This is a genomic window from Mesorhizobium sp. J8 (assembly GCF_016591715.1).
In the GTDB taxonomy this organism is placed as follows: Bacteria; Pseudomonadota; Alphaproteobacteria; order Rhizobiales; family Rhizobiaceae; genus Mesorhizobium.
The window spans coordinates 5,036,426-5,061,038 of the sequence record NZ_AP024109.1 but is presented as its reverse complement, the minus strand read 5'-3'; the positions used below and the strand labels follow the sequence as shown (position 1 = coordinate 5,061,038).

Here is a 24,613-nt window from a genome sequence, read left to right as displayed (position 1 = left end):
AGCCTACCCTAACACAGTCACGGCGCTGGATCCGCCCAGCCAAGCGCGCGGCAAAGAAGTGAAAATGAGGATCAACCGGCAGTGTCCGCAGCTGGCCTTGGCATTCATCCGCATGACCCGGGGAGGGGACCGACCAGAGCAGCGGCAACTCGTCTTCCAGGAAGTGGAGGCTTGCAGCCTATCGTCCGCCAGGCAACGGGTTCGGGAATCGCTTTCCGAAGAGAGAGGTGTAGTGCTGCAGCCGGGACCGGCTAACGCCAGGGATAATCGGGGAGGTCCAGTGCGTCAGTAATTTCTTTTCCGATCACCAGACGCGCCAGGCCGGGTATTAAGAAAGCCTTTGTCACCAGATTGCGGAACAAAAGTCCGAGCCGCGTCCTGGGTGCCAAGGCGCTGGCGAATCGCGCCGCTCCCTGCTGCTTGGTTCGTATGTAGTTCCGCAAAACCGCTTCGTAGCTGCCGAACGCCTCTTCATCTCGACCATCAGCCTTTAAGAGCTCCCCTGCCAGAACATAGGCGGAAATCATGGCCAGCGCCGAGCCCTGCCCAGCTAGCAGGGAAACGCAAAAGGCGGCATCGCCGATCAACACTACGCGACCTTTGGCCCATCTGTTCATCGCGATCTGGCTGACGCTGTCAAAGTAGAGCTCATCCGTATGACCCAGTTCCTCCAAGATACGAGGGCATTCCCATCCGCCATCGGCATACTTGTTGCGCAGCATTTCCTTTTGCAGGTCCAGCGCCGTTGGCAACGGACTCTCACCAACGGTGAAGACGAACAGGAAAAGGGTGCGGTTGCCATGCAACGTGAAACGGCCGAGCATCCGCCCCGGCAGGCCGTACATCAAATACACGTCTTCATCGCGTGGCCGGTAGCCCTCGGCCTCGAATGCCGCGACGGCGTAGCCGAGCTTCTTCTCAAACTGATGCTGCGGTCCGAACGCGAGCCGCCGAACGCCTGAATGCAAGCCATCGGCGCCGACTACCAGCGAGTAGTCGCGTTCGCCTCCACGTTCCAGTTGCACCCGTACACCATGCGAGTTTTCTTCGAGCCCGACGATCTCATTGTCGAAAATGACTTCGGTGGTGTCTTTGATCTTTTCGAAGAGCAGTCGCGAGAGATCGCTGCGTGCGAGGGTCACGTAGCGGCCGTTTGTCAGTTCGCCGAAGACGTCCGTGCCAAAGCCTCCGACACGCTTGCCGTTCTCACCCACGATGCGCATTTCGCGCACGTGATATCCTACGCGATTGATATCTGCCTCAAGGCCCATCCACGAGGCGATGTCATAGCCAAGGCCCCAAAAATCAATGACATAGCCCCCAGTGCGCAATTGGGGCGCCCGTTCGATCAGCGTCGGCCGGAATCCGGCGGCTGCAAGCCAAAAAGCCAGTGCCGGTCCGGCAATTCCTCCGCCTGAAATCAACACCGTTCGCTCGGCCATCCAGAGTCACCAGGTTAGAGCACTTCGCCCGGGTAGACGCCCCATAGCCCGGTTTGTTTCATGAAACCCCTTGAGGCACCCGATGCGATCGCGCACCATTGTCCGTCGCATCGGGTCAGCTCGACTTCCACGCGAGGCTCGAGCCACGCAAGGATGGCGCTGTCCGCCGCCGGCTTCGCGTACAAGGCAAGCGGCTGCCTAGACCAGGGAGCGACGACGCCGGTTCTGCGCCCTGACAGGAGCGAGTGATGGATCCAGCCGGAGCTTCCGTCCCAATCTCTCACCCGTCGCCAATTGCCGTACTCCTGATAGATCTCCAGGGGGATGCCACGTCGTTTGAAGACCCATTCGATAGTATAGCCGACACCTGGCCCAACCCGCAGATTGGCGGACGAAGCCTTTAGCGAGACGAAACGAGGCAGGGGAAACGAGCCAGCGTCCGCTCGCAGGGCGCCCGTGGTGTTGGCCGACGCCGCGAGCAACAGAATTGCAAGGACGACACGGACGAAGGCAAGCCGCCCGCGAGGTCCAGTTTGCCGTCTGGCCGGCAGGAAACCGAACGGAGCTCCGCGTTTTGCCATGACGACGAGCTGCTTACTCGACGAGCATGTGCGCCTCTCGAGCCGCGTCGATCAAAGCGTCCCTGGCAAGGTCGGCCGCGATACCGCCGTTCATAGCTTGCCGGCAGGCTCGCAGCGCCGTCTTGTGCTTCTGGCTTCCCGCGCCGCGCCAGTGCTTGGTAAGCAGGTCGATCGCCTGGTTGGCATTGAGGACGTTGTTGATCTCCCCTGATATGCCGTTAGCCACTGGCACCGGCCTTGAAAACCACGCTTCGTCCATGGCTGCGCCTCCGTCGCGAGTAGCGCCCGGCGACACACCGTCCGCCGGGCGAGTCATCAGCTTTTGGTGTTCTCCTGAGCCACGCTGTTCGTCGGGATCGTGTCCATCGCTGACAATTTGTCGGCACACAGATCCGCCGCACCCGGCACATCCTTGTTTATCCCGGCCAGCTTCACCCATCCGCCATCGCTGATGAAGCTGTCTCGCTGATAAGAAGAGGTTTCCTTCAGCTTGGCGAGGTTGTCGCTGGCATTCGACGCTGTAATAAATTTTTGGACGCAGAGATTGGCTGCCAGCTCGGCCTTTGCCTTGATGGCCGATGTCTTGGCCATCTCCGCCGCCGTTCCAGCCGTCGTCCAGCCTCCGGCCGTGAAGCCGACGATCATCGTCAGCACAACGGCACATACCACCGTCCAGAACCACAGCGTCTTTGACGGTTGGTAAGCGTCGAAGCGTTGCGAAAATGTTTGTTCCATAGTTTCCTCCCTTTGAGACGCCTGTGTCTCAGGTTGCTTTCCAGCGCCCTCGTGGATGCTGGTCGTGTGGCGATCGGTCGATCGACCGAGATGATGGGGTTTTCTCGGCGGGGGCGATCCAGATCAAGATGCGGGGTAGGGGGATGCCGGGTCCGAGAGGCAGAAGTTTCGGCCTCCAGAGCTTCGGTGCAGATCCTCGAGCGCTCGTCTCCCATATTGCGGCGCCAGAAACGCTCGGCATGAGCATCCGAAAATTGTTCAAAGTGGCGAGCACGGACAAACTTCACCTCGTTGCTGCATCTACCGATCCCGAGCAGAAACTATTCCACGACAGTCGCAAATATGTGTGGGCGGCGGGCTCGGTCGCTTCCGTGGGGCCTCAGGCCTTGTCGCGAAAGCTCTGTGCAACTGGGGGGCAAGTCAGGAGACCACACGGACGGCGACCGAGCGGCAACCTGCGCCGGCCAGGTGGCTGGCCGGAACGTGACGGCCGCGGACGAAATCCGATCGGCAGCAAGTGAGTTCATTGGCTGCGCGCGATAAAATCTGCCATTCCCGAGCTTCATGCGCGCCGTGGGCATTCGGCTCAACCTGGCGCACTGGCCGGCATCTCGTGAATCAAGGGACGGCGTCGGATGCGGTGAGGCAAGATTGGGTTTGCGCTTTACCCCAGGCTTCCCGAGAGACGCCAGCATCAGCCCGCATCACGGACACGGCTCCCGTCGGCAGCGTGCTCAAACGTGTGCCGTCGGAAAGTCGACCAGTGGCGAGGGCCGCTCGGGATCGGAGCGGCCCTCGAATGACTATTGCACAATCATGCGCTGGCTGTTGCGGTTTTCGGCCCATGTGCTTTTGTCGTACGCGGGCTGGGCCTCCAACTGATCCTTGGTGAAATTAGTATAGAGGTATTTGCTGCCGCTGCGATCTTGCATGAATGAAAGCTTGTCCATGCCTACGGCCACTTCCTTTTCACCGATGCCGAGGAAACCACCGACATCGACGATGACCGCGTCAACCTTGCCGTCCTTTGTGAGGACCATATCGCCGATCTCGCCTACCTTAGCGTCGTTGGCGCCATATACGGTCGTGCCGACAAGTTCCTCGGCGCGGATTTTTCCAGGATCGACAGGGGTCATCGAAGCCTTGTCTTTCGAGCCGATCGCGGCGGTCGTGGCCGGCTCGGTCGAGGTGGTCGCCGGCGCCGCTGCCATGCTGTCGGTCCTCGTCTCGGTGGTCGCGGCGCTGTTTGCGCTGGCCGTGTCATAGGATTTGCGGTCGAAGTTCGGTTTCGCCTTTAGGTCGTCGGCCGTCGCATTGATCACGAGCCGTCGCCCGCCGTCATTGTCTGCCCATTTGACGGCGCTGAAGGGGATGGCCACGTCCTTTTCCCCCACTCCGAGAAATCCTCCAACGCTGACGATAACCGAATCCACGGCGCCGTTCTCGCCTATCAAAAGGTCATCGACGGAGCCGACATTGTCAGCCTTGTCGCCGGTGCCGTTATAGACCTTGTCGCCGATGATATTTGAGGCCAAGCGGCCAGGCACGGCTTGGGCCTGCTGGGTTGTGGCCGGCTGCGCCGCATATGCGAAGTTGGACAAGGAAACGAATGTGGCCAATGCCGTCGTCGCTAAAATGGTACGGATCATGAGGGAATCTCCTGTTGACAATGAAGCCCATTTCGCCCTCGCAGGCGGCTGATGGACTACGGGCACAACGAGACCTATCCGGGCCGGTTCCGAGCAAATTGCGTATGAAAAAATATGTCTTCTGGCTCGGAATAGTTCGCCCCCCTGCCCAGTAAGTCGAGAAGTAGGGATGAACCTTCGGCCTGTCCGGCAAACCCAGCCTGCCTGCCGGAGATATCGGAGGTGACGGACGCAGTCATTACGGCGAGCGCCTTGCGTTCGGAACGACGCTCCCGTCAAGCCCAGCGGTTGTTATCTCCATGCAGCCGCTGGGCCTCCGGAGGGTGCGCAAGTGTATGACAGAACTTAATGCCGAAAAAAGCGGTGCCCGCGAATGAACGTTTTGCCGTTTGACAAAGGCCGTAAATACTATCCATCAACTTGCCCGATTTGTGAGGGAGCCGCCCTGGAAGCCGATCTGGCGCACCGGCAGGCAGAGTTCCCATGCGCCTTTTGCGGCGCGTACGAGATCACCCCCGCGGCGCGCTCGGCCATGAGAGGTCTTGCTCAGGAGCATAGAGCCTTATGGCTGTCTCAAGCCCGGCAACAAGCCGCAGCCACGCGACAGCTTGCGCTCGTGGCTTGCGCCAACGAGTCGTCGATGCCTCGGTCGAGCAGCTCTTGATGATCCGTCAGGCATGTATCGAGGAAGTGCGACCGCGCGGGCACTTCCTTGCGGCCCGGCACCCGTTGGGGTGGTGCCGGGCCGCGCACGACAGGCGCGGCATCTTGCCATCCATAGATTTGAAACGATGTCGTTTGGAGGGATGTAAACGCACATGCGCGAATTGGAAGAATATGAGCAGATAGGTTTGATGGGTTACCCGGCCGACGGCGACTACATAGCTGTGGTGGGCGACAGGACTGGTCAGAACTGGCTACTCGGGGGCGCGTTGTGCGAAATCGATGGTGCAACGATAGAGGATCAGGCGGCTGCATTGCCGAAATACCCTCCGAACGGCCGGCTCGTGGTGGCCACTATCCGAGGCAGCCGTCTCGTCGCTGTTCGGGACTATTGAATGGAATTGCAGCGGGAAGGAGAATTTCTGCTGTCATCTGATTGGCCGACGCGTTTGGATAGACAATAGACAGCTGACCTGCTTTCCAAAGAAGACCACGCCAAGGGCCTGCGCCTGGGGCGCCAGGCCTTTGCGGCTTGTTGGGAAACTCGCGTTACGCAACGGGCGAGCGAATTGGCTTTCCGCAACTTGCTGGGACAGCTCCCATCAAACGCCGAGATAGCGTTGCAGGAGTTCCGGCCCGGCCTTGATCTCGGCGACCGTCCACTCCTGGGCGATGTGCCCGTTGTTGATGACATAAACGCGCTCTGCAAGCGTCAGCGTCGCGGCAAGATTCTGTTCCACCAGGACCATGGTCCGCCCGGCATCCGCAAGTTCGCGACAGGTTTTGACGAGATCCTGGACGATGACCGGCGCAAGCCCTTCGAATGGCTCGTCGAGCAGTATGATCTTCGGGTCACGTATGAGCGCGCGGGCGATCGCCAGCATCTGCTGTTCGCCCCCGGAGAGGTCGGTTCCGCGGCTGGCGCGCCGCTCTTTCAGACGCGGAAACATCTCGTAAATCCTGTCGAGGGGCCACCTGTTCTCAGCTGTCAGGCCGGCGAGGATCAGGTTCTCCTCAACATTCAGGCTGCCGAAAATACGCCGCTCCTCGTGCACCAGCTGCATGCCGAGCCGGGCGATGCTATGCGCCGTTTTGCCTGCCAGTTCCTCGCCGCCCAGCCTGACGCTGCCTGAGCGCGGCGTGACGACACCCATCAGGCTCTTGAGGGTCGTGGACTTGCCGGCGCCATTGCGGCCGAGAAGCGCGACAACCTCGTTCTTCTCCACGCGTAGCGACACGTCGAACAGAATATGGCTGTCCCCATAGTAGCTATTCAGTCCTTTGACTTCGAGAAGGCTCATGCCATCTCTCCGTGGACGCCGCCGAGATAGGCTTCCTGAACCCGTGGATTGAACTTGATCTCCTTTGGGGTGCCATGAACGAGCACGCGGCCCTCTTGCAGGACAGTGACCGTTTCGACCAGTTCGAACAGGGAATCTATGTCGTGATCGATGATGATCATCGTGCGACCGCGCGCGATCGACCTCAACAGCGCCACCGTCTCGATGCGTTCGCTTGGACTCATGCCGGCAAGCGGCTCGTCCAGCAACAGCAGGCTCGGCGACGTCGCAAGCGCTAGCCCGATCTCCAGCCGCCGCTTCTCGCCATAGGCAAGTTCCGAAACCGGCGTGTCTACGCGGTGCATCAGGTTGACCAGAGCCAGCGTGCGCTCCACCTGCTCGGCAAGGCCAGGGATTTTGAGGATATTGCGGAAGAGGTCCAGTCTGAATTTGCCTCGGATTTCGCCGAGTGCAGCAATCGTGAGATTTTGACGGACCGTCAGCCGATCGAAGAGCTGGTTGATCTGGTAGCTTTTGGTCAGTCCGAGTTGGCAGACGTCCGTCACGCTCATGCCGGTAATGTCACGGTCCTCGAACATGATCTTGCCCGAGCTTGGAGGGACCTCGCAGGTAAGCATTTTGAAGAATGTGCTTTTACCGGCGCCGTTGGGTCCGATGATACCGCGGATTTCCCCATGATTGATCGTGAAATCAATATCGCTGTTGGCCATCAGGCCACCGTAGCGCTTGCTCAACCCTGTAGCCCGAAGGATAGGGCCGGGAGCGCGGTGCGTCGGACGGGCTGGCGACAGCATCGGCTCGGTGGCGGCCGGCGTGATCACCGAGGCAGCCGCCGGGTTCCCGGCCGGCTCCGCCGATTTCTTTGCGCCTTTAGCCATGCGGTAGAGATCCGCAATTCCGCCGACGATGCCGCGCCTCAGAAAGACGACCAGCAGCACGAAAACGATGCCGAGCACCAGCTTCCATGTCGCACCCAAATGGAGTGTGTTCTGGAAAAAATCGCTGAGGAAAAGCCACACCGTCGCGCCGATCAGCGGCCCGAACAACGACCCGGCTCCGCCTATTGCGGTTTGCATCACGAGTTGGCCGGAAGTGTCGAACATGAAAGCGTCCGGCGGCATGAATCCCTGCATGACGCCAAGCAGGCCGCCGGCGAAACCGGCGTAGATCGCGGCTGCCACGAAGGCAGCGTGCTTGTAGGCGTGGATATTGTGCCCGAGTGCCGCCGCGCGCTGCGGATTGTCGCGGATGGCAGAAAGGATCGCCCCAACCGGGGAGCGCACGATGCGAAGCGCCGCGACCAAGCCGACGAAATACCAGAACGCCAGGAAAGCATACATGGCCCTGTCGGAATGGAACGTCAGCGTGGTGAACCCAAGGAATACGCTCGGCGTCGGCACGCCCGGCAGGCCGTTCTCGCCTCCGGTGTAGTGAGAAAGCGGGTTGAATTCGACGAAAAAGAAGACTTCCGAAATCGCTACGGTGATCATGGCGAAATAGATGCCGGTCCGTCTGAGCGCGACCAGCCCAACGAGGTAGCCGACAAGGCCGGCGACGATGGCGCCGACGATGATCGCCACCATGACGTAGGGAAAGTCCAGCTCGGTCAACAGGTAGGCAGCGAACATGCCGCCGGTACCGAAGAAGGCGGACTGACCGAAGGAAAGCAGGCCAGTATAGCCGAAAAGGATGTCGAACCCGAGCCCGAACAGCCCCCAGATCAGGATGCGGTTGATGGTGGTCGGTGCGAAGCCGAAGTGCGGCAGGATGAACGGTGCGGCGATCAACGCGATCGCCGTCAGCACCTCGACGAGAAAGGGATGTTTCTGGTTCATGAGCGGATTGCGTTCACTCGCGGCCTGCCGTGCCAAGCAATCCGTAGGGACGCCATACCAGCACGAGGGTCATCGCCACGAAAAGCATGACATACGAATAGCCAGGGTTGAACATCGAGGTGATGGAGATGATCTCGCCGGCGATGAGGCCGCCCAGCACCGCACCCGGGAATGATCCGACACCGCCGATGACGACCACGACGAAGGTCTGGACCAGGATTGCCTCGCCGACGTCCGGCGCGATCGACACCACTGGCGCATTGACGATGCCGGCGAACCCAGCCGCCATGGCGCCGATGCCGAACACCAGCATGAACACCTTGTAGACGTCGATCCCCAGCGATCCGACCATGACGGAGTCCTCTATGCCGGCACGCACGATCATGCCGAGGCGGGTGCGGTAGAGGACCAGATAGAGGGCCAGCAGCGCCGCCGTGACAATGCCGAGCGAGGCGAGGCGATAGGTCGGATAAACCATGAAACCCAGATTGGTGATGCCCTGGAACAGCGCCGGCGGCGGCACCGTCTTGGACAGACTGCCGAAGAAGAAGCGTACCGTCTCGACGAAGACGATGCCCAGACCGAAGGTAACCAGGATCTGATCCTCCTGCGGGCGCGAGTAGAAATAGCGAATGATCAGCCGCTCCATCAGCACGCCGACCAGCATGACGAAGAGTGAACCGGCGATCAGCGCGACGAGGAAAGAGCCTGTGTAATCATAGGCCACCCAGCCGGCATAGCCGCCGAGCATGAACATGGCGCCATGCGCCAGGTTCAGGACGCCAAGCGTGCCGTAGATGATTGTCAGGCCGGACGAAATCAGCGCCAGCAGCCCGCCAAGCACCAGCCCGTTGAAGCATTGCGATAGGAAGTTGGCCCAATTGATCACGCTGTCGCCCGAACTGAGGTTGACGAATTGGCTGTCGCATCGCCGGCTGCCCCGCGACTGCCGGTCGGCCAGAGCTCAGTGCGCGAAGACATTGCTTGGCGCACTTTTGAGCTGGCCGTGACGCAGCGACGATCCTTGTTGGCGCCGGCGATGCGAAGAGGATTTTCGTGAGCGTCAGGTGTAGTCACCAAGCTGGCACCCAAAGGCATCGGGCTTCTGCATCAGGCCTTCGCCGGGCACGATCTCCACGACCTCCCAGAAGTCTTCCGGGTTCTTCATGTCCTTGGCAGCCTTGCCGCGGACGATGACGACGGGACGGATGAGCTGGTGGTCCTCGGGCCGAAATTTGACGTCTCCGACCATCGAGGGGAAGGTCTCGCCCTTTTCATACTGCTTGATGACGTCTGGCGGATAGAAAGTGCCGGCTTCAGAGACCATCCGCGCCCAGATGGCGAATTGCATGTAGGCGTTTTCCGCACCCCATTCGGGGCGGTAATCGTATTTTTTCTGGAAGGCATCGACGAAGGCCTTTGCAAGCGGATATTTGTCCTCCATCGTCCACCAGAAGTCTGTGGCGGCGAAGACCCCCTCGGTCAGGTCCGGGCCGACTTCCTTTGCCAGAAACGGAATCTGGTAGGGGATCACCATCTTCATGGTTGGCGTCAGGCCGAACTGCTTTGCCTGCTGCACCGAGAGCACGGCATCGCGGCCCCAGTTGACGTTGACGATGAACTCAGCGCCGGAATTGGCGATGTTGGTGAGATACTGGCTGAAGTCCTGCGTTCCGAGCGGCGAAACCTGGTTGGTGACCATCTCCCAACCGCCCTGGGATGTGAGATAGTCATTGACCGACTTGGTGACGGTGTGGCCGTAGGTATAGTCAGGCGTCATGAAGGCCGCCTTCTTGCCTTTGCCGAAATTCTTGACCAGCACCGGGCCGATCGCATTGGCGCAGGTCTCTCCATAGACGCACTGGCGGAACGAATAGCGCGCGCAGTCCTTGCCGGTGGTATCGTTGGAGCCGGAGATTGCCACCAGATAGAGGATCTTCTCGCGCTGAGCGAACTTGTTGAGTGCGACCGCCACTGCCGAAGAGGTAGATCCCGTCATGGCGATGATCTTGTTGTCGTTGATGAAGGTCTGCTGCGACTGCACCGCATTGTTCGGCTTGGCGGCTGAATCGGCAACGACCAGGGCCACCTTCTTGCCGAGAACGCCCTTGTCGATCTTCGGCGCTATCTGCTTGAGCAGGTCGTTCCCCTCGTTGATGTGCTCGACGGCCAGTTGCATGCCCTTGAGCTCGTCCTCGCCCTGGACGGCATAGGCGCCGGTGCGCGGCACAGTAGCACCGATATAGACCGTATCGCCTTGCGAGCCTGCCGGCCATGTGCCCAGCGCCGGCTGATCGCCGGATGCAGAGGCCGGGCTGATGAGCGAGACAGGCAGCATCATGCTGCCCGCAAGGCCAGCACCGGCGTGCAGCAAAGTGCGGCGAGACAGGCCGGCTCGTTTGTCATCGTTGAATGGCATTGGATTTTCCTCCCTAGGCCAAAAAGCCTCTGGGGCTTTCCTCGTAGCCCCGCTTCGTCCAACCGACAAGGAAACAGGTCGGATCCGAAAGCCATTCGCAGCCGCGCTGGCGGTCTGGTCAATGCAACTTTCGTTGGATGATTTCGATTAATGATCTAGATTAACAAGTCGCCGCATGATGCGGTGGCCCAACGACCCGGGGCATCGGAGGCCGCATGCCGTTGAACGGTCACGCGATCAAGACCAGACTGACCCGCGTCATGAGACTGAACGCAGACGACGTCGAAGCGCTTGAAGCGATTTTCGAACGCGACGTTTGCATCAAGAAACGGCAAGAACTCATCATCCAAGGTTCCCCGTTTCGGAGCCTGTGCTTTGTCCAAGATGGCTACGCCATACGTTACAGGGTGCTCCGCAGCGGCAAGCGCCAGATTCTCAAGCTCATCCTGCCCGGGGATGTCATCGGATTTCCGGTGAGCTTTTTCGATCGGTCAACCTACGCCGTCGAGGCGCTGACGGATTTGACGTACACCGTGTGTGGGATCGATCGCTACACCCGTCTCTGCTACGACCAGCCGCAATTCGGCCTGGTGCTCAGCTGGCTGGCAGCACAGGAGGCGGCGAGCTATGCGGAGCACATCGTCAATCTCGGCAGGCGCACACCGATAGAGCGGCTGGCTCACCTTTTGCTTGAAATTCATGCGCGCCTTTTCGAAGTGGGTCTGGCGCAGGAGACGAGTTTTGATCTGCCCTTTTCCCAGCAAGTCATGGCAGACGCCCTCGGGCTGAGCGTGCCGCATCTGAACCGCGTCATGCAGCAGCTGCGAGCCGAACAGCTGATCAGCAGCAACGCGCGGCTGATTGTGTTGAGCGACTCCGAGGCACTAGGAAGACTGGCGCAGTACCAGCCGATCAATCTTGCCCCGATCCCTCTGCTTGAACGCCACCACTAGCCGCATGAAAGCTGTGCACTCAGCGCGATCTGGCAGCATTGCACATACTCATACAGGCGTGAACCCTCAAACGGCCCCATGATCGGCGGCGCTTCCGCCGCGATGGATAGGGGCGCGTCAGCTCTTGGCGCTCCTGCACGCCGCGCGGGCGATCGCCTCGGGATGCTTTTTCGTTTGACTAAATCGACCGCGCATATTAGACCACTCAGTCTAGACTGAGTGGTCTAATATGGAGGAACGCGATGAAAGTTGCAAAGGATGACGTTGACGTACGCCTTCAGCTTCCGGGAGCAGTGATAAGGCAGCGCCTGGGTTTTGGCAGCGTCGCCGGTTACGATCAGATCAGCGCCGAACATTTCTCTCTCTCCAAGGGTGTCGACACGACGCCGCTGTTCAAAGGCCTCGACCACGACTGCTGCCAGTGCCCGCACTGGGGCTATGTGCTCGAGGGCGAGATCACCACGACGAATGCGCAGGGGCGGAAGGAGACGGTGCGAAAGGACGACCTCTTTTACTGGCCTCCCGGACACAATGTGCGCGTCGAGGAGGATGCCGCCATTATCATGTTCAGCCCACAGCACGAGCACAGCCATGTGATCGATCACATGGTCAAAAAGACCCAACGGTAGCGCGGGCGATCGCCGGAATTGGAAATCCGTTCTCGTTGGGTGTAATGGTCGCGCCGTCCCGGCGCGATCATTCTGACAAGCGATGCACACGACGAAGCAACGGCTCATTGGCGAAGGCCTGCCCATGCTGCTCAGGCAGGGCTACAACAATCTCGGCCTGCAGGCGCTGCTCGATTCGGCAGGGGTGCCGAAAGGTTCGTTCTATCACCACTTCTCCGACAAGGAGGATTTCGCCCTCCAGGTAATCGACACCTACATCGCCGGCGTTCATGCAACGCTTGACGCTTGCATTGCCGATGTTGCAGTGCCGCCGCTGGAGCGCATTCGCTCCTTCTTCCGGCAGGTGGAGGAGAGCTATCGACAGGAAGGGTATCTGGGCTGTCTCATGGGCGGACTCGGACAGGAGCTCTCAGGCATCAGTGACGTCTTCAGGGAGAAGATCGAATGGTGCTTCTCCTCGATTGCCCAAAGGCTCCAACTGTGCCTCGACGCGGCCAAGAAAGAGGGCGCCATCGCGGCCGACGTCGACACGGCAAGGATGGCGGATCTCCTGGTGGATTGCTGGGAGGGGGCCGCGCTTCGCAGCCGCCTCAGGAAAAGCCCCGAACCCCTTGCCGCAATGCTGGATTTCGTTTTGCGCTCGGTTTGATATTCGTTTGGCCAGCGAGCTTCGACCTAGGGCCTGAGCGAACCGGGCGCGGATCCAGGGTGGCTCAACTGCCATAACGATTCCTAGCGGCTCCCGACGCCGGGTGACATGCGCTGAGCAGTGATGACTTGCCATCACTGCACCCGCCCGACAAACGCTAAGAAATTGATCGTCCCGTCTGGAATAGGTTCCGGCCGGGCTCAGTAAATGTGGCAACGAGGGTGAACACAACGTGGCGAGACCCCCCCCTGTAGACAGGGAGCGGCGGCGAGGTCTGAAGCTGCGGAATTTTCAGATCTCGCCATCGGGAGGAGCAGGCTCCCGTCCGGCCCAGCGGTTGCTGTCCCGGTCCTTACCCTGACCGCTGGGCCGTCGATTTTGATGTTATGAATTCGGGTGAAGGCGCGTTTCCATGGCATTTGGCATCGGGAGGACATTTGGCGCTATCGCTGCGTAACAATGCACCTAAATCTGGTCAGGGGGGCCGCAGATGGTTGAGCGGTCCTGGACGAGAGGTGCCATGCTTCGAGCCGCCAATCGCACGGTGCAGGACAGGAAGCCCCACATGAAAGTGGTAATCGGGCTGTTTGATACCTACGACGATGCCGACCAAGCGATTCGCGAATTGGGCGCGGCGGGCGTTTCACCGTCCGACATCAGCGTTGTTGCCCATGGGGCAAACCGCTGGTACGCGCACCATCGGTCGCAGGCGGCAGAGGACGCCGTCGCCGGCGCCTGCCTCGGCGGTCTGGTCGGTGGTACGGCAGGACTTCTGGCAGGCCTTGGCGTGATCGCGATTCCAGGCCTGGGCTCGCTGGCGGCGGCCGGGTGGCTCGCCGCGACCACAGCGGGAGCCCTAACTGGCGCGGCGGCAGTTGGCGCAGCTGGCGGCATCACCAGCGCGTTGATCGGTTCAGGCCTCGCTAAAGAGGACGCCGGCGTTTACGCGGAAGGCATTCGCCGCGGCGGCACTCTTGTCGTTGCAAGGGTCAAGGACCCAGCGATCCCAGACGCTGAACAGATTCTGCGGGCCAGGTCAGTCAATGTGGCGGAACGGCGCAGCGAATATGAGGCTGCGGGGTGGACCGGCTTCGATCCGTATGCGGGATAGAACGGCCCCACCGCACGCGCTCGAATCTGCCGGACAGTCGCCGCGGGCTGCTCGCCGTATGCTCCATTCTTCGTCGGCTGTCGATCCGTTGTGTCCGGCAGGATCAGTGCGGCACACCCGGCAAGATCACCAGGCAAACTCATGAGCAGTCTTAGTGGAGCGCTGGCACTCGGTGCAGGCACCGTGCTGGCGCTTGGCCTGGTCGGCGGTTATGTCCGGAAGCGGTTGTGGCGCCTGATTCCGAACCGGATGCGCGGTCCACTGACAGCCGAAAACGGTGCCAATGATGGCCTGGCACTTCTTCTCGTGACGCTGCCAATTCTCTTTCTCGCCCGCGCTCCGGTAGAGGCGCTTTCGGAATGGCTGATGCGCGTTCGGATCTGGGAAGTTGTGGGAGGCGTCTCAACAGGGCTCGCGTTGGGGTGGCTGGCTGGCCAACTTCTGGTATGGGCTCGGTGCCAGCCCTTCTCAGAGCGCCATTCGCTCGCCACCATGGCCGTGGCTTTGTCGCTCACGGTGCTTGGCGTCGTTTGGCTGATGGGGAACGACGGGATTCTTGCTGTTTTTGTTGCAGGGCTCGCGGTGCGCGAGTGTGGCGCCCGTCCGGCCGGTCTTGAGCCCGCGGTCGGCTCTTAAGGCTTGGACCTAAGTCCGACGCGCAAGCGCATTAGCCCCTTCACTTTTTTGTGCCGAAACATGGGTGCGACAAGCTCGTTGATTCATGAATTGCCGAGAGGCCCGTCGGCGGTTCCGCTGCATTGGTCAGCGTTAAAGAAGGGGCACATGGAAGGAGAATCGAAAATGAAGACGTTGATCAGCAACTCTGTCGCCGGCCTGTTGCTCTTGTCGGGCGTTAGCGTCGCAATCGCGGATACGGTGGTTCTGGCCCCGGAACAGGAAACGACCATCCGCGAATACGTGAAGAAAGAACCGCTGGCTTCCATCAAGTTGCCGGGGGTGGAGCTGAAGGTCGGGAGCACACTGCCGGAAAAGGTGGAACTCCATAAAGTGCCGAACGTAAAGTACGAATACACCGTGATTGATAATCGGACCGTGGTCGTTGACCCCGAAACCCACAGCATCGTCAAAGTGCTCGACTGACCGTCCGGCGGGCAGCGCCAATCCGGCGCTCCCGCTGTTGCATGTGGCTGTGCGACTCCTGTCGCACAGGCCAGAACTCCGAGCGGCAATCGGGGCAAATTCGTCGATGGCTGGCTGATGCTGCTGGCGTCGATGGGTTTTGCGCAGCAACACATGCACTGTTCGCGTCCATCACGTGTCGTGGCACCTCTCTCGTCGAAGCTGCTCGCCTCGATGTTTTCCCAAGAGCTTTGCGCGAAGTTGCAACGGGCTATTCGCCGGGACAGGTTCTCGACCGGGGACGGCATCGAAGCGCACCCGTCGGCCGGCGCGGATGGGCGAGCCGCCGACATGGCTCGCATTGGAGCACTTCGAGATGATGTGGAGGCATTTCCTGCCTGGCGCGGGGGAGCTGTTTTTGATCCTGCGATCTTCTCGACCAACCGATCTCAGCCTCGGCCGCCGGAGATAGTCTCAGAAGTGTTTGCCAGGTCAATCGGGCCGGCCGGCGCGCGGCGAGCGGAACGGCCAAGAATGGACGGAAGGACCGGTCGGGAGTGTCCTAGCCAGCCCCCGTTTCACCAGGCTTCACTTGTCCACCGGAAGTCGCCAACGCCGAGACATCGTCGCTGCGACGCGCGGGTGCCACGTATAGCCGCAACATCAGAATTCGGATGACCGCAGCCAAGGGTGTCGCAAGGGCCAAGCCATAAATTCCAAACATGACCCCAAGCACAATTTGGCCCGAAAACAGCAATGCAGGAGGCACGGAAACGGCTCGCCTTTGGATCATCGGGGTCAAGACGTAGCTCTCCAGCGTCTGCGCGCAAAGATATGTCACAGCTGCGCCGATCACTGCCCAAATGCCGAACGGCAAGCTGGCGACGATGACTACAACGCCAGCGACCAGCGGCCCCAACGTGGGTACAAAGGCAAGCAGGGCCGCTTGCAGGCCGAGAAGAGCAGCCGGACTGACTCCAATGAATGTCAACCCAACCCAGACGATCAGCCCGATCAAGGTCATCGTGATCAGTTGGCCGACAATCCAGTGCCGCAGGGCTTGTCCGCATTCGTCCAGCGTCACGCGCCAGCCGTGTTGGCGATCCGGCGGGGCAACCAGGAGAACAGCGTCGCGATAGACGACAGGCTGTGCGGCCAAGAAGAGTCCGAGGAAAACAATAATCATACCGTCGCCCAGCCCGGCTACCAACGTTGCAACGGCGGTCCAGGCCGGCCCAAACAACCCGCCGACGTTAGGGAGCATAGACTTCAATGTCGGGGTCGCCTCGCGCAGGTCCGGCTGCGTCAAATCATCCGCGGCGTTCCGAGGGAATTTGAAGCCGTGTTGCTGCAGCCAAGCCAAGCCGTTGTTGATCTGCTCGCGCACGGTGGCAGCCAGTTCGCTGCCTTGCACCCCGATCGCGGCTCCGCCCCATGCAACGCAGGCCAACACAAAGGCGAACAGGGCCACACAGACGATCATCAGCCGGACGCCGCGCGGCCAATGCACGAGCTTCCCGAGCAGGTACGTGAGGGCGTCGAGAAAAGACGCAAATACGACGCCGGCAAAGAGAAGCAGCAGCGCCTCACTCACGCGCCAAATGAGAAAGAGCACCGCGCCGGCAAAGCCGGCGTATAGGACCCCATAGCGGATGAGTGCTTTTGGATGATCGCCAGCTGGCACGTGTGCACCATCTCTTCGGTTCAACCGCGGCGCGGATTGTCGTCCATGTCACGCCACACCCGGGGGCGCCAGAAGCTGTTTCGTGCAGTCGAAACCGTAAACTTCAGGAGACAACCGACGAAGGCATGGCCAAGAAGCGATCAGGCTTGGTGAGGCGCCTTATGGCCGTGGAACGATGCGCTGCATGAATGGTTCCCAGGGTCGGAGGCAGCATGCCGGAGCCATGGTTCACCTCAGCCAAGCTGCGGTCTTGGGCGCAAGCCGTCGGTCAAGCCGCGATCGCATGCCACACGCACGGGCTTTCCAGCATCGCGTCGGGTGTAGCATTTTGCGCTACCCTGGCGATCTTCCCCGGCATTGCCGTGCTGGTATGGGCAAGCAGCCAATTCATAAGCCCAGACGAACTGCAGGCTGCAGTGATGACCGTTGCCACGGTGATGCCGCAGAGCACGCAGGAAATCATCCGAATGGCCGTGAACAACCAACTTGCGCAGAGCGCGGACGGAGGGGCTTCTTCGGGCTTCCTTGGTCCATTTTTCGCCCTTGCTCTGGCCATCTGGAGCGCAAGCAGCGGCGTCAAGGCATTGCTGGTCGCGCTCAATACGATTTTTGAGCGTACGGAGAGCAGAGGTTTCCTGCGCCTTACAGTGATCACGATGGCTTTTACTGGCGGCATTCTTTTTCTGTCGGTGATCGGCATCGCGCTGATTGTGATCGGCCCGTCCTTGGTTGCGCTTGGCGGGATTTCGCAGAAATGGCCGGTGCTGTTGACCTATTGCAGATGGCCTGCCTTGGTCGCGCTCTCCACCGTCGGCATTGGAATCCTCTACCGCTTTGCTCCTAATCGCGAGGGTGAGCAGGGCTCGCTGGTGACATTCGGTTCGTTCGCAGCGGCGTCAGCTCTGACCGCCTGTTCCGCCCTGTTCTCGCGCGTGCTTGCTCACGTGGCGAGCCTGTCGATCACCTATGGATCCCTCAGTACCGTCATCGCTTTCATGATATGGCTCTGGCTGTCCACAACGCTGGTACTGGTCGGCGCTGAGCTTGACGTGGCCCTCGGAAATGGCAAGCAGCGCGGCTCTAAAGGCTCGCCGCCACAGTAGTTCGCGGGCCTGGAGGGCGGCCCCCCCATCCCTTCATCGCAAAGGCCTACCCGGCCATATGAGGCGGGTTACGTGAGGCCTGTCGCTACGCGCAACACAGCACCTGTCGCTCCGACGATGGGAACATCGTTCTACGCACATCGGTTTTGACCAAAACCCGCACACCGACAGGATCGGCGAGCGGAAGCGGCCTGCGACGTGAACAAAGTGCCCCCGGGCCGTGGAACAAGCTGGGCCCGCTCAAGTTCGGGTTGCAGTCGCTCGGTTCGGTTATCCGCTCCAGCGTCGGGTTCGCTGTCCTCCCACTTGGAGCGATCATATCCCCTAAAATCACGGAGACGATCATGTTCTATCACGTCAAGGAACTGCAATTTAACGCACGCGTGTCCGGACCGGACCCGAAGTTTGCCGCCCTTCTGCTTGAGCAGTTTGGCGGTGCGAATGGCGAGCTTGCCGCTGCCATGCGTTACTTCACGCAGGCCTTTTCGACGCGCAAACCCTATCCTGATAAGTATGACATGCTCATGGACATCGCGACCGAGGAATTCAGCCATCTTGAGATCGTCGGCGCCACGATCACCATGCTTCTGGATGGCGTGAACGGCGAGTTGAAGAACGCCGCCGAGGCTTGCCCTCTTAACAAACTGACCAAAGGCAAGGCGGGTAAGGAGGAGGTGCTGCATGAGGCGCTTACCAACCCCCTGTTCCTTATACAGTCTGGCGGCGGGCCTACTTTGACCAACAGCCAAGGCGTCCCGTTCTCAGGAAGCTACATCGATGCCAATGGAGATTTGACAGTCGATCTGCGCTCGGACATGGCCGCCGAGGCACGCGCAAAGATAACCTACGAATACCTGATGAAGTTCACTGACGATCCGCTGGTGCATGACAGCTTGCGCTTTCTGATGACACGGGAAATTGCGCATTTTCAGATGTTCGGGGCAGCCTTGGACACCATTCAACCGAACTTCCCAATGGGCGTTCTTCAGGGCGACCCGAGGCACACGCACACCTACTTCAATCTTTCGAACGGTGCTGATGCGCGAGGGCCTTGGAACGAAGGGCAGGGTCCATGGGACGAGGGCGAAAGCTGGGAGTACGTCAAGGAGCCGCTCAAGCACGTCATCGACACCGATGGCGAGATCAATCATGAACCCAAAGGGGTGAAGACGACGCAGGAGCAAGTCGCTGCAAAAAACAAGGAGATGTCGAAAAAGCGCAGTGAGGAGGTCAAGTCCAAGACGGCTTCCGCCCTGGCACAATGGTCCTCATACCCGCAGGACAAACTGGAGAGTCCCATGAAGCCCGACACTTCCCGGGTCTAAGCCGACAGCTCATGGCCAATCGCCCAACCGAGCCGCCTGGGCAGCAACCGGTCCTGGAAATCTCCTATTTCACCGATCCGCTGTGTTGCTGGAGCTGGGGCCTTGAGCCCCAGCTGCGGCGACTGCGTTACGGGTTTCGGGGCAAGGTCGCCCTGCGGCTGCGAATGGGCGGCATGATTGGCGGCTGGGACAGGTTCTGCGATCCGGTGCACGACATCCATCGCCCGATCCAGATGGGCCCGCTATGGATCCAGGCCAGCGCTGTGACGGGAATGCCCCTCGAGCCGGCGATCTGGGTGAAAGACCCACCCGCCTCGTCATGGCCTGCCTGCCTCGCGGTCAAGGCGGCAGGACTGCAGTCGCCCGCCGCCGGCGATCTTTATCTCCGCCACGTCCGGCAAGCACTGATGCTCGAAGGGCGCAATGTAGCGCGCGACGAAGTGCTGGTTGAGCTTGCCTGTGAGCTTGCCAAAGCTCGCCCCGAGCAGTTCGATCATGCCCTCTTCGTGAAGGAATTCGCCGGGCGCGACGCCAAAGCGGCCCTTCAAGACGATGTGCGTGAGGCACGATTTCGCGGGGTGGGACGGTTTCCCTGCCTGTGCTTGAGCCGCCCTCACAAGATTCCGGTTTGGATTGTTGGTTGGCTGCCTTGGCAGGCGCTGCTGGAACAAGTGCGCGCCTACGCGCCTGAACTCGGTTCGGAGCGGACCCCGTCCAGCCGCGAGGCCTATTCTTCCTATTGGGGCGGGGTTGTCGAGCGAGAGGTTGAAGTGGCACTCGGTGGATCGGACGGAGAAGCCTTGTTCAATGCTCAAATCGCGAACTCGTCAGGTGGCGGCTAGTCGGCGCCCGAGGACACGCCCAGGCGACCGCGCAGCCTGGACGTCGCGCGGAGCGCGCTCTACACGGGAAAGGGCAGCAGTCAACGAGGCAGCGCGTAGGCGATGATCGAATCGCCTGCCTTTGTGCCAGTCGACCCATGACCCCCCGCCACCACGACCAGATACTGGCGGCCGTCCGCAGCCTGATACGTGGACGGCGTGGCCTGCCCGCCCGCCGGCAGGCGATCGCGCCAAATCTCGCGACCTGTGCGAAGGTCATAGCCTCGAACGTAGTTGTCCATCGTGCCGCTCAAGAAGGCGACGCCGCCCGCGGTGACAATGGGGCCGCCAATCCCTGGCACTCCCATCTTGAACGGCAGCGGGACAGGAGACAGGTCGCGGACGGTGCCATTGACATGGCGGTACACCGTCTTGCCCGTTCTTAAATCCACGCCAGCGACATACCCCCATGGTGGCCGCTGGCACGGCAGATTGAGAAATGAGTAAAACGGGCCCATCTTGGCGGCGAACGGAGCGCCGAAGTTTTCGTTGAACACTGGCGCGCCTTTCTTGCTGACGACGCGGGTTGTGTCGTCCGGCCGGGGCAGCAGCTGCGAGGTGAAAGCCAGATAGACCGGCATGCCGAAGGCAATGTCGCGCTGTGGGTCGACGGCAATGGCTCCCCAGTTGAAGATGCCGAAGTTTCCCGGATAAACAATGCTGCCGCCGAGGGAAGGCGGGGTGAACGCACCGTCGTAACGCAGTTGATGGAAGCGAATGCGGCAGTAAAGCTGGTCTATGGGGGTGGCGCCCCACATGTCGGCTCCGGTCAGTGGTTTTGGCCTGAACGACACCGCCGAGTGTGGCTGCGTTGGCGCTGTATGGTCTCCGCCGACAGCACCTTGCGGCGCGGGCTCCTCCTTGACCGGCAAAACGGGTTCGCCGGTCAGTCGATTCAAGACGAACACCTCGCCCTGCTTCGTGGGCGCCACGAGGGCCGGAACTTGTTGCCCGTTGATGGTCAGATCAGCCAGGCTCGGCTGGGCTGGCACGTCGTAGTCCCACAGGTCGTGATGAACCGTCTGGAAGACCCACGCCACCTGTCCCGTGTCCGCATGCAGCGCCAGGATCGAGGATGAAAACCGCTCGGTGTTCGGTCCGCGGTTGGCGCCGAACTGATCGGGCGATTCGTTGCCCATTGGAAAATAGATCAACCCGAGCTTGGGGTCGTAACTGGCGACACTCCACGAATTGGGAGCATTGTGGGAATAGGTCTGGCCGTTGGGAATTGGAGCGGTCGCATCCGGGTTCTTGCTGTCGAAATTCCAAACCAGTGCCCCGGTATAGGCGTTGAAGGCCCGGATCACGCCTGACGGCGAGGTCGTCGCAACGTTGTCGTTGACTGCTCCAGCCACGACAATCAGGTTCCCGGCGACAACTGGAGGAGACGTCGAATAGAACGAGCCGGGTGTCACGTTGGGCATGTTGGCCCATAGGTTTACCGTGCCGTCCGAACCGCCGAATCCGGGACAAAGCTTGCCGGTGTCGGCGCTGATCGAGATCAGCCGGCCATCCGACGTGGGGACGAAAAGTCGCTTGGTGCATTCGGCGCTCAGGGTCACGTGCGCCGGGGGCTGCTCGCGGTCGACCACCGGATTGGGAGCTCCGGCCGGCGCGTGCCCGGTCACCACATTCTGCGGTACGCCAGCGGCCTGGGTCGTCACTTCGTCGACGCTTTGCTGGAGATCGGCGGCAGCCTGGGTGCCGGCCGCGGCCGAGTCAGGTGCGAGAGAGACTTCCGGCGGCACGTCGGCCGGTGTGACCTCCTGGTAGGCCACGCCTCGGCAGGTCATATGCTGCGTGGTGTCCCGAGGCGGCTGCTTGAGCTTGGGGTCGAACCGCCATTTCTCTTTGCCGGTCTCGGGATCGAGCGCGATCACCGTGCTGAAAGGAGTGCAAATATACACCGTGCCGTTGACCATAAGCGGAGTGACCTCATAGGTTGTCTCCTGAGGATCGTTCTGGTCACGGATCTGCCCGGTCTTGTAAGTCCACGCGACCTTTAGCTTGTCGGCGTTCGCCGGCGTGATTTGATTGAGCGGGGAGAAGCGCTGGCCCATCGACGTGCGGCCGTAGGCAACCCATTGCCCGGGAGGAATTCCCCCGTCCGTTGCCGCCGCCACTGCCGCCATACGCTCCTGATTGAATGTGCCGGAAATGTCGTCTGGATCCTGAAACATCGAATAGATGCCGACGGCCGCCGCCAACACGATGACTGCGGCAAGCGCTGCATTGTTGGCGTCAAACCCGGCCGTGATCCGATAGCGCCGATTGAACGCGTTTACGATGGCAGGCAGGAGCACGAGAATACCGAGAACGAGCAACAGCCCGCCCCGCGGTGCCAGCGCCCACCAGTTCAAGCCGACTTCCCACAAGGCCCAACATAGCGTGACGAGGATCGTAACGGCGTAGAGGCCAGCTCCAGCCGGTCTGCGCATGGCGATCAGCGCGCCAGATGCAGCGAGCATCGCGCCCAGCACGACGTAGAACCAGCTGCCGCCCAGGGCAGCCAACCAGAGGCCTCCGAGGACAAGGACAGCGCCTGTCAATATGATGATTGCCGAAAGCGCAAGCCGATACATCGGGCAGCCTCCTGTTGGAAATGGTTTATCGGCCCCTTCCCGCGGCGGGGCGAAGGGCAATGTGCGCCTGGCGAGCCGGCGAACCTGCCATTAGGGGCGCGTATCGAGGGCGTGCGGGGTCTCTCCGCCCGATCCGCCCGCGGAAGACCCCGCGCCCCGAAGCACGACAAAGCCGGCGAACAGGACGACGACAACAATCAGGGCAATTGCTATTCCGCGGGTCACGTCTCGGCTCCACACTGCTTGGCTTGAGGTCGTCCACCTGATCGTGGCGGTCTAGAACCTATTCATAAGGGGACCGGCACTGCCGGCGAGGACCGTGATAGGGCTGGAATGTATTGTCCGATGCCCGGTAGGACCGGTAATGGTCGTAGCACCATCGGACGTGGCGGCTGGATACGGGGCCATGCTGGCTGAGGGCGCCGCCGATAATGGCACCTAAGGCGAATGCGGCTGGTGGAAACCACCATCCATTGTATCGGCGATAACCCGGCCGATAGTGCCGGTAGCCTCTGTGCCCATGCCAGTATGCATGGTTTCGTCGCAGTATGAAGCGATGGCCATGGTGGTAGCGCGCCTGCGTCACATAAGAAGGCACCGGTGCGCTTGAGACAACGGGTGGCGCCGCGACAGCTGAACCGACGGGTTGTGCCAGGAGCAGGCACGCGACAAGGCCGCTGATGATTGTAGAACGAGCTAACATGAGTTCCTCCCGATACGTTCTATAGAGGGCGAACCAGAGAGCACTGCCTTTGTTCCGCTCGAGCGCTCAAGTTTATTTGAGATCTTTTCTGGCCCCGATCATGCTGAAGCGCTTGCACCCTTAAGCATCGACATCCGCGCCAGGCTTGCCCGCGATCGATTTGAACAGCGCCATTGCGGTTCCGGTTTTCGACGCAAGGGAAACGACAGCTCGAGAGTGACCGTCTGGAACAAATCCGGCCTCAATCGTTTAGGCGCTTGGCTCCCAAACGCGTGAGCATTCGTCGACGGACGGTCGGGCCGCTGCGATGCATCTGCTGTTCGCCCGACTGTGACGAGATTCCTCGGCGTGGTGGGCGATTGATTCGCGATGCAAGGGCTGGGGTGATGACGCGACCGCAAGCCGAATTCGGCTTGGGATCCACCGGGACTAGATTTGCGAAAGGTCCGGAACGACATGGTACCCCTCTGGCTGCATGTGCTTGGTGTGGTTTCGCTGGTCAGCGCCCTCCTGGTGGCAGGCTGGATTGGGTGGGATGAGACGCGCCGACCGCAGCCGATGTGGATCATGAACGTCGTCTGGCCGGTCGCCGCGCTTTTCGGAACGGTGCTGGTGTTGTGGGGCTACCTGAAATTCGGAAGATCGGCTGGCGACAGCGCGGCCAAGTCTCGGCGGCGCACGCCCGACACACCCTTCCCCGTGATGGTCGGCAAAGGTGCGCTGCATTGCGGAGCCGGTTGCACCTTGGGTGACATCGTGGCGGAATCGCTCGCAACGTTTTTTCCCGGCGTGGCACTCTGGTTCGGGTGGCGCAGTTTGTTTGACGAGAAGATGTTCGCGGTCTGGACCTTGGACTTCCTGTTCGCCTTCCTCCTCGGCGTCGCCTTTCAATATTTCACCATCAGGCCGATGCGCGGCCTCTCGGTGAAGGATGGCCTGATTGAGGCGCTGAAGGCTGACACGCTGTCGCTGACGGCATGGCAAGTCGGGATGTACGGCTTCATGGCGTTCGCCCAGTTCGGGGTTTTTCGACCGGTTCTCGGTGTCTCGTTGACAGCTGAAACGGTCGAGTTCTGGTTCATGATGCAATTCGCCATGATCGCCGGTTTCTTGACCAGCTATCCCGTGAACTGGTGGCTGCTCAAGGCCGGCGTCAAGGAAAAGATGTAGTCGCGGGCCGGCAAACCGCGATGGCCAGCCCTCCTGTCAGGCCGATGTGTCGGCCGATAGATGTATGGGCGCTGCCGTCGCTGCGAGGCACGGCCCGTCAATTCTGCGTGTTCGGCGT

23 protein-coding genes are annotated in these 24,613 nt (G+C 60.8%); 11 read left to right on the top strand and 12 right to left on the bottom strand.

Annotated features, from left to right (window positions below):
* Positions 1-251 precede the first annotated feature (251 nt).
* From MJ8_RS24170 to MJ8_RS24150, 5 genes are all read right to left on the bottom strand, one after another.
* On the bottom strand, positions 252-1,442 hold the full coding sequence (locus MJ8_RS24170; RefSeq protein WP_201411196.1) for an FAD-binding domain: 1,191 nt from the start codon (positions 1,440-1,442) through the stop codon (positions 252-254).
* 14 nt (positions 1,443-1,456) lie between these two features.
* Positions 1,457-2,023 (bottom strand): SH3 domain-containing protein, encoded by a 567-nt coding sequence (locus tag MJ8_RS24165; RefSeq protein WP_201411195.1) that lies wholly within the window; start codon positions 2,021-2,023, stop codon positions 1,457-1,459.
* Between the two features lie 13 nt (positions 2,024-2,036).
* Positions 2,037-2,282 carry a DUF982 domain-containing protein gene (locus MJ8_RS24160; protein WP_041002736.1) on the bottom strand — a complete coding sequence of 82 codons (246 nt, stop codon included), beginning with the start codon at positions 2,280-2,282 and terminating at the stop codon, positions 2,037-2,039.
* A 56-nt stretch (positions 2,283-2,338) separates the two neighbouring features.
* Complete coding sequence (locus MJ8_RS24155; RefSeq protein ID WP_201411194.1) at positions 2,339-2,758, bottom strand: hypothetical protein; 420 nt, start codon at positions 2,756-2,758, stop codon at positions 2,339-2,341.
* A gap of 803 nt (positions 2,759-3,561) precedes the next feature.
* The gene (locus MJ8_RS24150; protein WP_201411193.1) at positions 3,562-4,407 is read right to left on the bottom strand and encodes a PRC-barrel domain-containing protein; all 846 of its coding nucleotides are present in this window, start codon (positions 4,405-4,407) and stop codon (positions 3,562-3,564) included.
* 818 nt (positions 4,408-5,225) lie between these two features.
* On the opposite strand from MJ8_RS24150, the gene MJ8_RS24145 reads away from it, so the two are divergent.
* Positions 5,226-5,465 (top strand): hypothetical protein, encoded by a 240-nt coding sequence (locus MJ8_RS24145; protein ID WP_201411192.1) that lies wholly within the window; start codon positions 5,226-5,228, stop codon positions 5,463-5,465.
* A gap of 207 nt (positions 5,466-5,672) precedes the next feature.
* Here MJ8_RS24145 and MJ8_RS24140 read toward each other — a convergent pair whose 3' ends face one another.
* The 4 genes from MJ8_RS24140 to MJ8_RS24125 form a co-directional block, all read right to left on the bottom strand.
* Positions 5,673-6,371, bottom strand: a complete 699-nt coding sequence (locus tag MJ8_RS24140; protein WP_201411191.1) for an ABC transporter ATP-binding protein — start codon at positions 6,369-6,371, stop codon at positions 5,673-5,675.
* Positions 6,368-8,206 (bottom strand): ABC transporter permease subunit, encoded by a 1,839-nt coding sequence (locus MJ8_RS24135; protein WP_201411190.1) that lies wholly within the window; start codon positions 8,204-8,206, stop codon positions 6,368-6,370. The genes MJ8_RS24140 and MJ8_RS24135 overlap by 4 nt, the downstream gene beginning before the upstream one ends.
* A 13-nt stretch (positions 8,207-8,219) precedes the next feature.
* Positions 8,220-9,095 (bottom strand): branched-chain amino acid ABC transporter permease, encoded by an 876-nt coding sequence (locus tag MJ8_RS24130; protein WP_201411189.1) that lies wholly within the window; start codon positions 9,093-9,095, stop codon positions 8,220-8,222.
* A gap of 174 nt (positions 9,096-9,269) precedes the next feature.
* On the bottom strand, positions 9,270-10,625 hold the full coding sequence (locus tag MJ8_RS24125) for a substrate-binding protein (protein WP_201411188.1): 1,356 nt from the start codon (positions 10,623-10,625) through the stop codon (positions 9,270-9,272).
* 215 nt (positions 10,626-10,840) lie between these two features.
* Here MJ8_RS24125 and MJ8_RS24120 point away from each other — a divergent pair, with 215 nt between their 5' ends.
* The 6 genes from MJ8_RS24120 (at position 10,841) to MJ8_RS24095 (ending at position 15,068) form a co-directional block, all read left to right on the top strand.
* Positions 10,841-11,578: a Crp/Fnr family transcriptional regulator gene (locus MJ8_RS24120; RefSeq protein ID WP_201411187.1), complete on the top strand. Its 738-nt coding sequence runs from the start codon at positions 10,841-10,843 to the stop codon at positions 11,576-11,578.
* 242 nt (positions 11,579-11,820) lie between these two features.
* Positions 11,821-12,207, top strand: a complete 387-nt coding sequence (locus MJ8_RS24115; protein WP_201411186.1) for a hypothetical protein — start codon at positions 11,821-11,823, stop codon at positions 12,205-12,207.
* A gap of 124 nt (positions 12,208-12,331) precedes the next feature.
* Entirely contained in the window at positions 12,332-12,856 is a 525-nt protein-coding gene (locus MJ8_RS24110; protein WP_052467720.1) for a TetR/AcrR family transcriptional regulator, read from the top strand.
* A gap of 565 nt (positions 12,857-13,421) precedes the next feature.
* Positions 13,422-13,967, top strand: coding sequence for a general stress protein (locus MJ8_RS24105; protein ID WP_201411185.1), 546 nt, complete (start codon positions 13,422-13,424; stop codon positions 13,965-13,967).
* Positions 13,968-14,108: 141 nt separating this feature from the next.
* The gene (locus tag MJ8_RS24100; protein ID WP_201411184.1) at positions 14,109-14,603 is read left to right on the top strand and encodes a cation:proton antiporter; all 495 of its coding nucleotides are present in this window, start codon (positions 14,109-14,111) and stop codon (positions 14,601-14,603) included.
* A 165-nt stretch (positions 14,604-14,768) separates the two neighbouring features.
* Positions 14,769-15,068 carry a DUF1236 domain-containing protein gene (locus MJ8_RS24095; RefSeq protein WP_201411183.1) on the top strand — a complete coding sequence of 100 codons (300 nt, stop codon included), beginning with the start codon at positions 14,769-14,771 and terminating at the stop codon, positions 15,066-15,068.
* 541 nt (positions 15,069-15,609) lie between these two features.
* On the opposite strand, the gene MJ8_RS24090 is transcribed toward MJ8_RS24095, so the two are convergent.
* Positions 15,610-16,731, bottom strand: coding sequence for an AI-2E family transporter (locus MJ8_RS24090; RefSeq protein WP_201411182.1), 1,122 nt, complete (start codon positions 16,729-16,731; stop codon positions 15,610-15,612).
* A gap of 212 nt (positions 16,732-16,943) precedes the next feature.
* Between MJ8_RS24090 and MJ8_RS24085 the strand changes: the two genes are divergently transcribed.
* From MJ8_RS24085 to MJ8_RS24075, 3 genes are all read left to right on the top strand, one after another.
* Positions 16,944-17,834 carry a YihY/virulence factor BrkB family protein gene (locus MJ8_RS24085; protein WP_201411181.1) on the top strand — a complete coding sequence of 297 codons (891 nt, stop codon included), beginning with the start codon at positions 16,944-16,946 and terminating at the stop codon, positions 17,832-17,834.
* Positions 17,835-18,178: 344 nt separating this feature from the next.
* Entirely contained in the window at positions 18,179-19,159 is a 981-nt protein-coding gene (locus tag MJ8_RS24080) for a manganese catalase family protein (RefSeq protein WP_201411180.1), read from the top strand.
* An 11-nt stretch (positions 19,160-19,170) separates the two neighbouring features.
* A complete protein-coding gene (locus MJ8_RS24075) occupies positions 19,171-20,001 on the top strand; it encodes a DsbA family protein (protein WP_201411179.1) in 831 nt (276 codons plus the stop codon).
* Between the two features lie 80 nt (positions 20,002-20,081).
* On the opposite strand, the gene MJ8_RS24070 is transcribed toward MJ8_RS24075, so the two are convergent.
* Together MJ8_RS24070 and MJ8_RS32835 are read right to left on the bottom strand one after the other, a co-directional pair.
* Complete coding sequence (locus MJ8_RS24070; protein ID WP_201411178.1) at positions 20,082-22,622, bottom strand: membrane-bound PQQ-dependent dehydrogenase, glucose/quinate/shikimate family; 2,541 nt, start codon at positions 22,620-22,622, stop codon at positions 20,082-20,084.
* Between the two features lie 283 nt (positions 22,623-22,905).
* Entirely contained in the window at positions 22,906-23,325 is a 420-nt protein-coding gene (locus MJ8_RS32835; protein ID WP_201411177.1) for a BA14K family protein, read from the bottom strand.
* Positions 23,326-23,781: 456 nt separating this feature from the next.
* Between MJ8_RS32835 and MJ8_RS24060 the strand changes: the two genes are divergently transcribed.
* A complete protein-coding gene (locus MJ8_RS24060) occupies positions 23,782-24,495 on the top strand; it encodes a DUF4396 domain-containing protein (protein ID WP_201411176.1) in 714 nt (237 codons plus the stop codon).
* Positions 24,496-24,613: the final 118 nt, after the last annotated feature.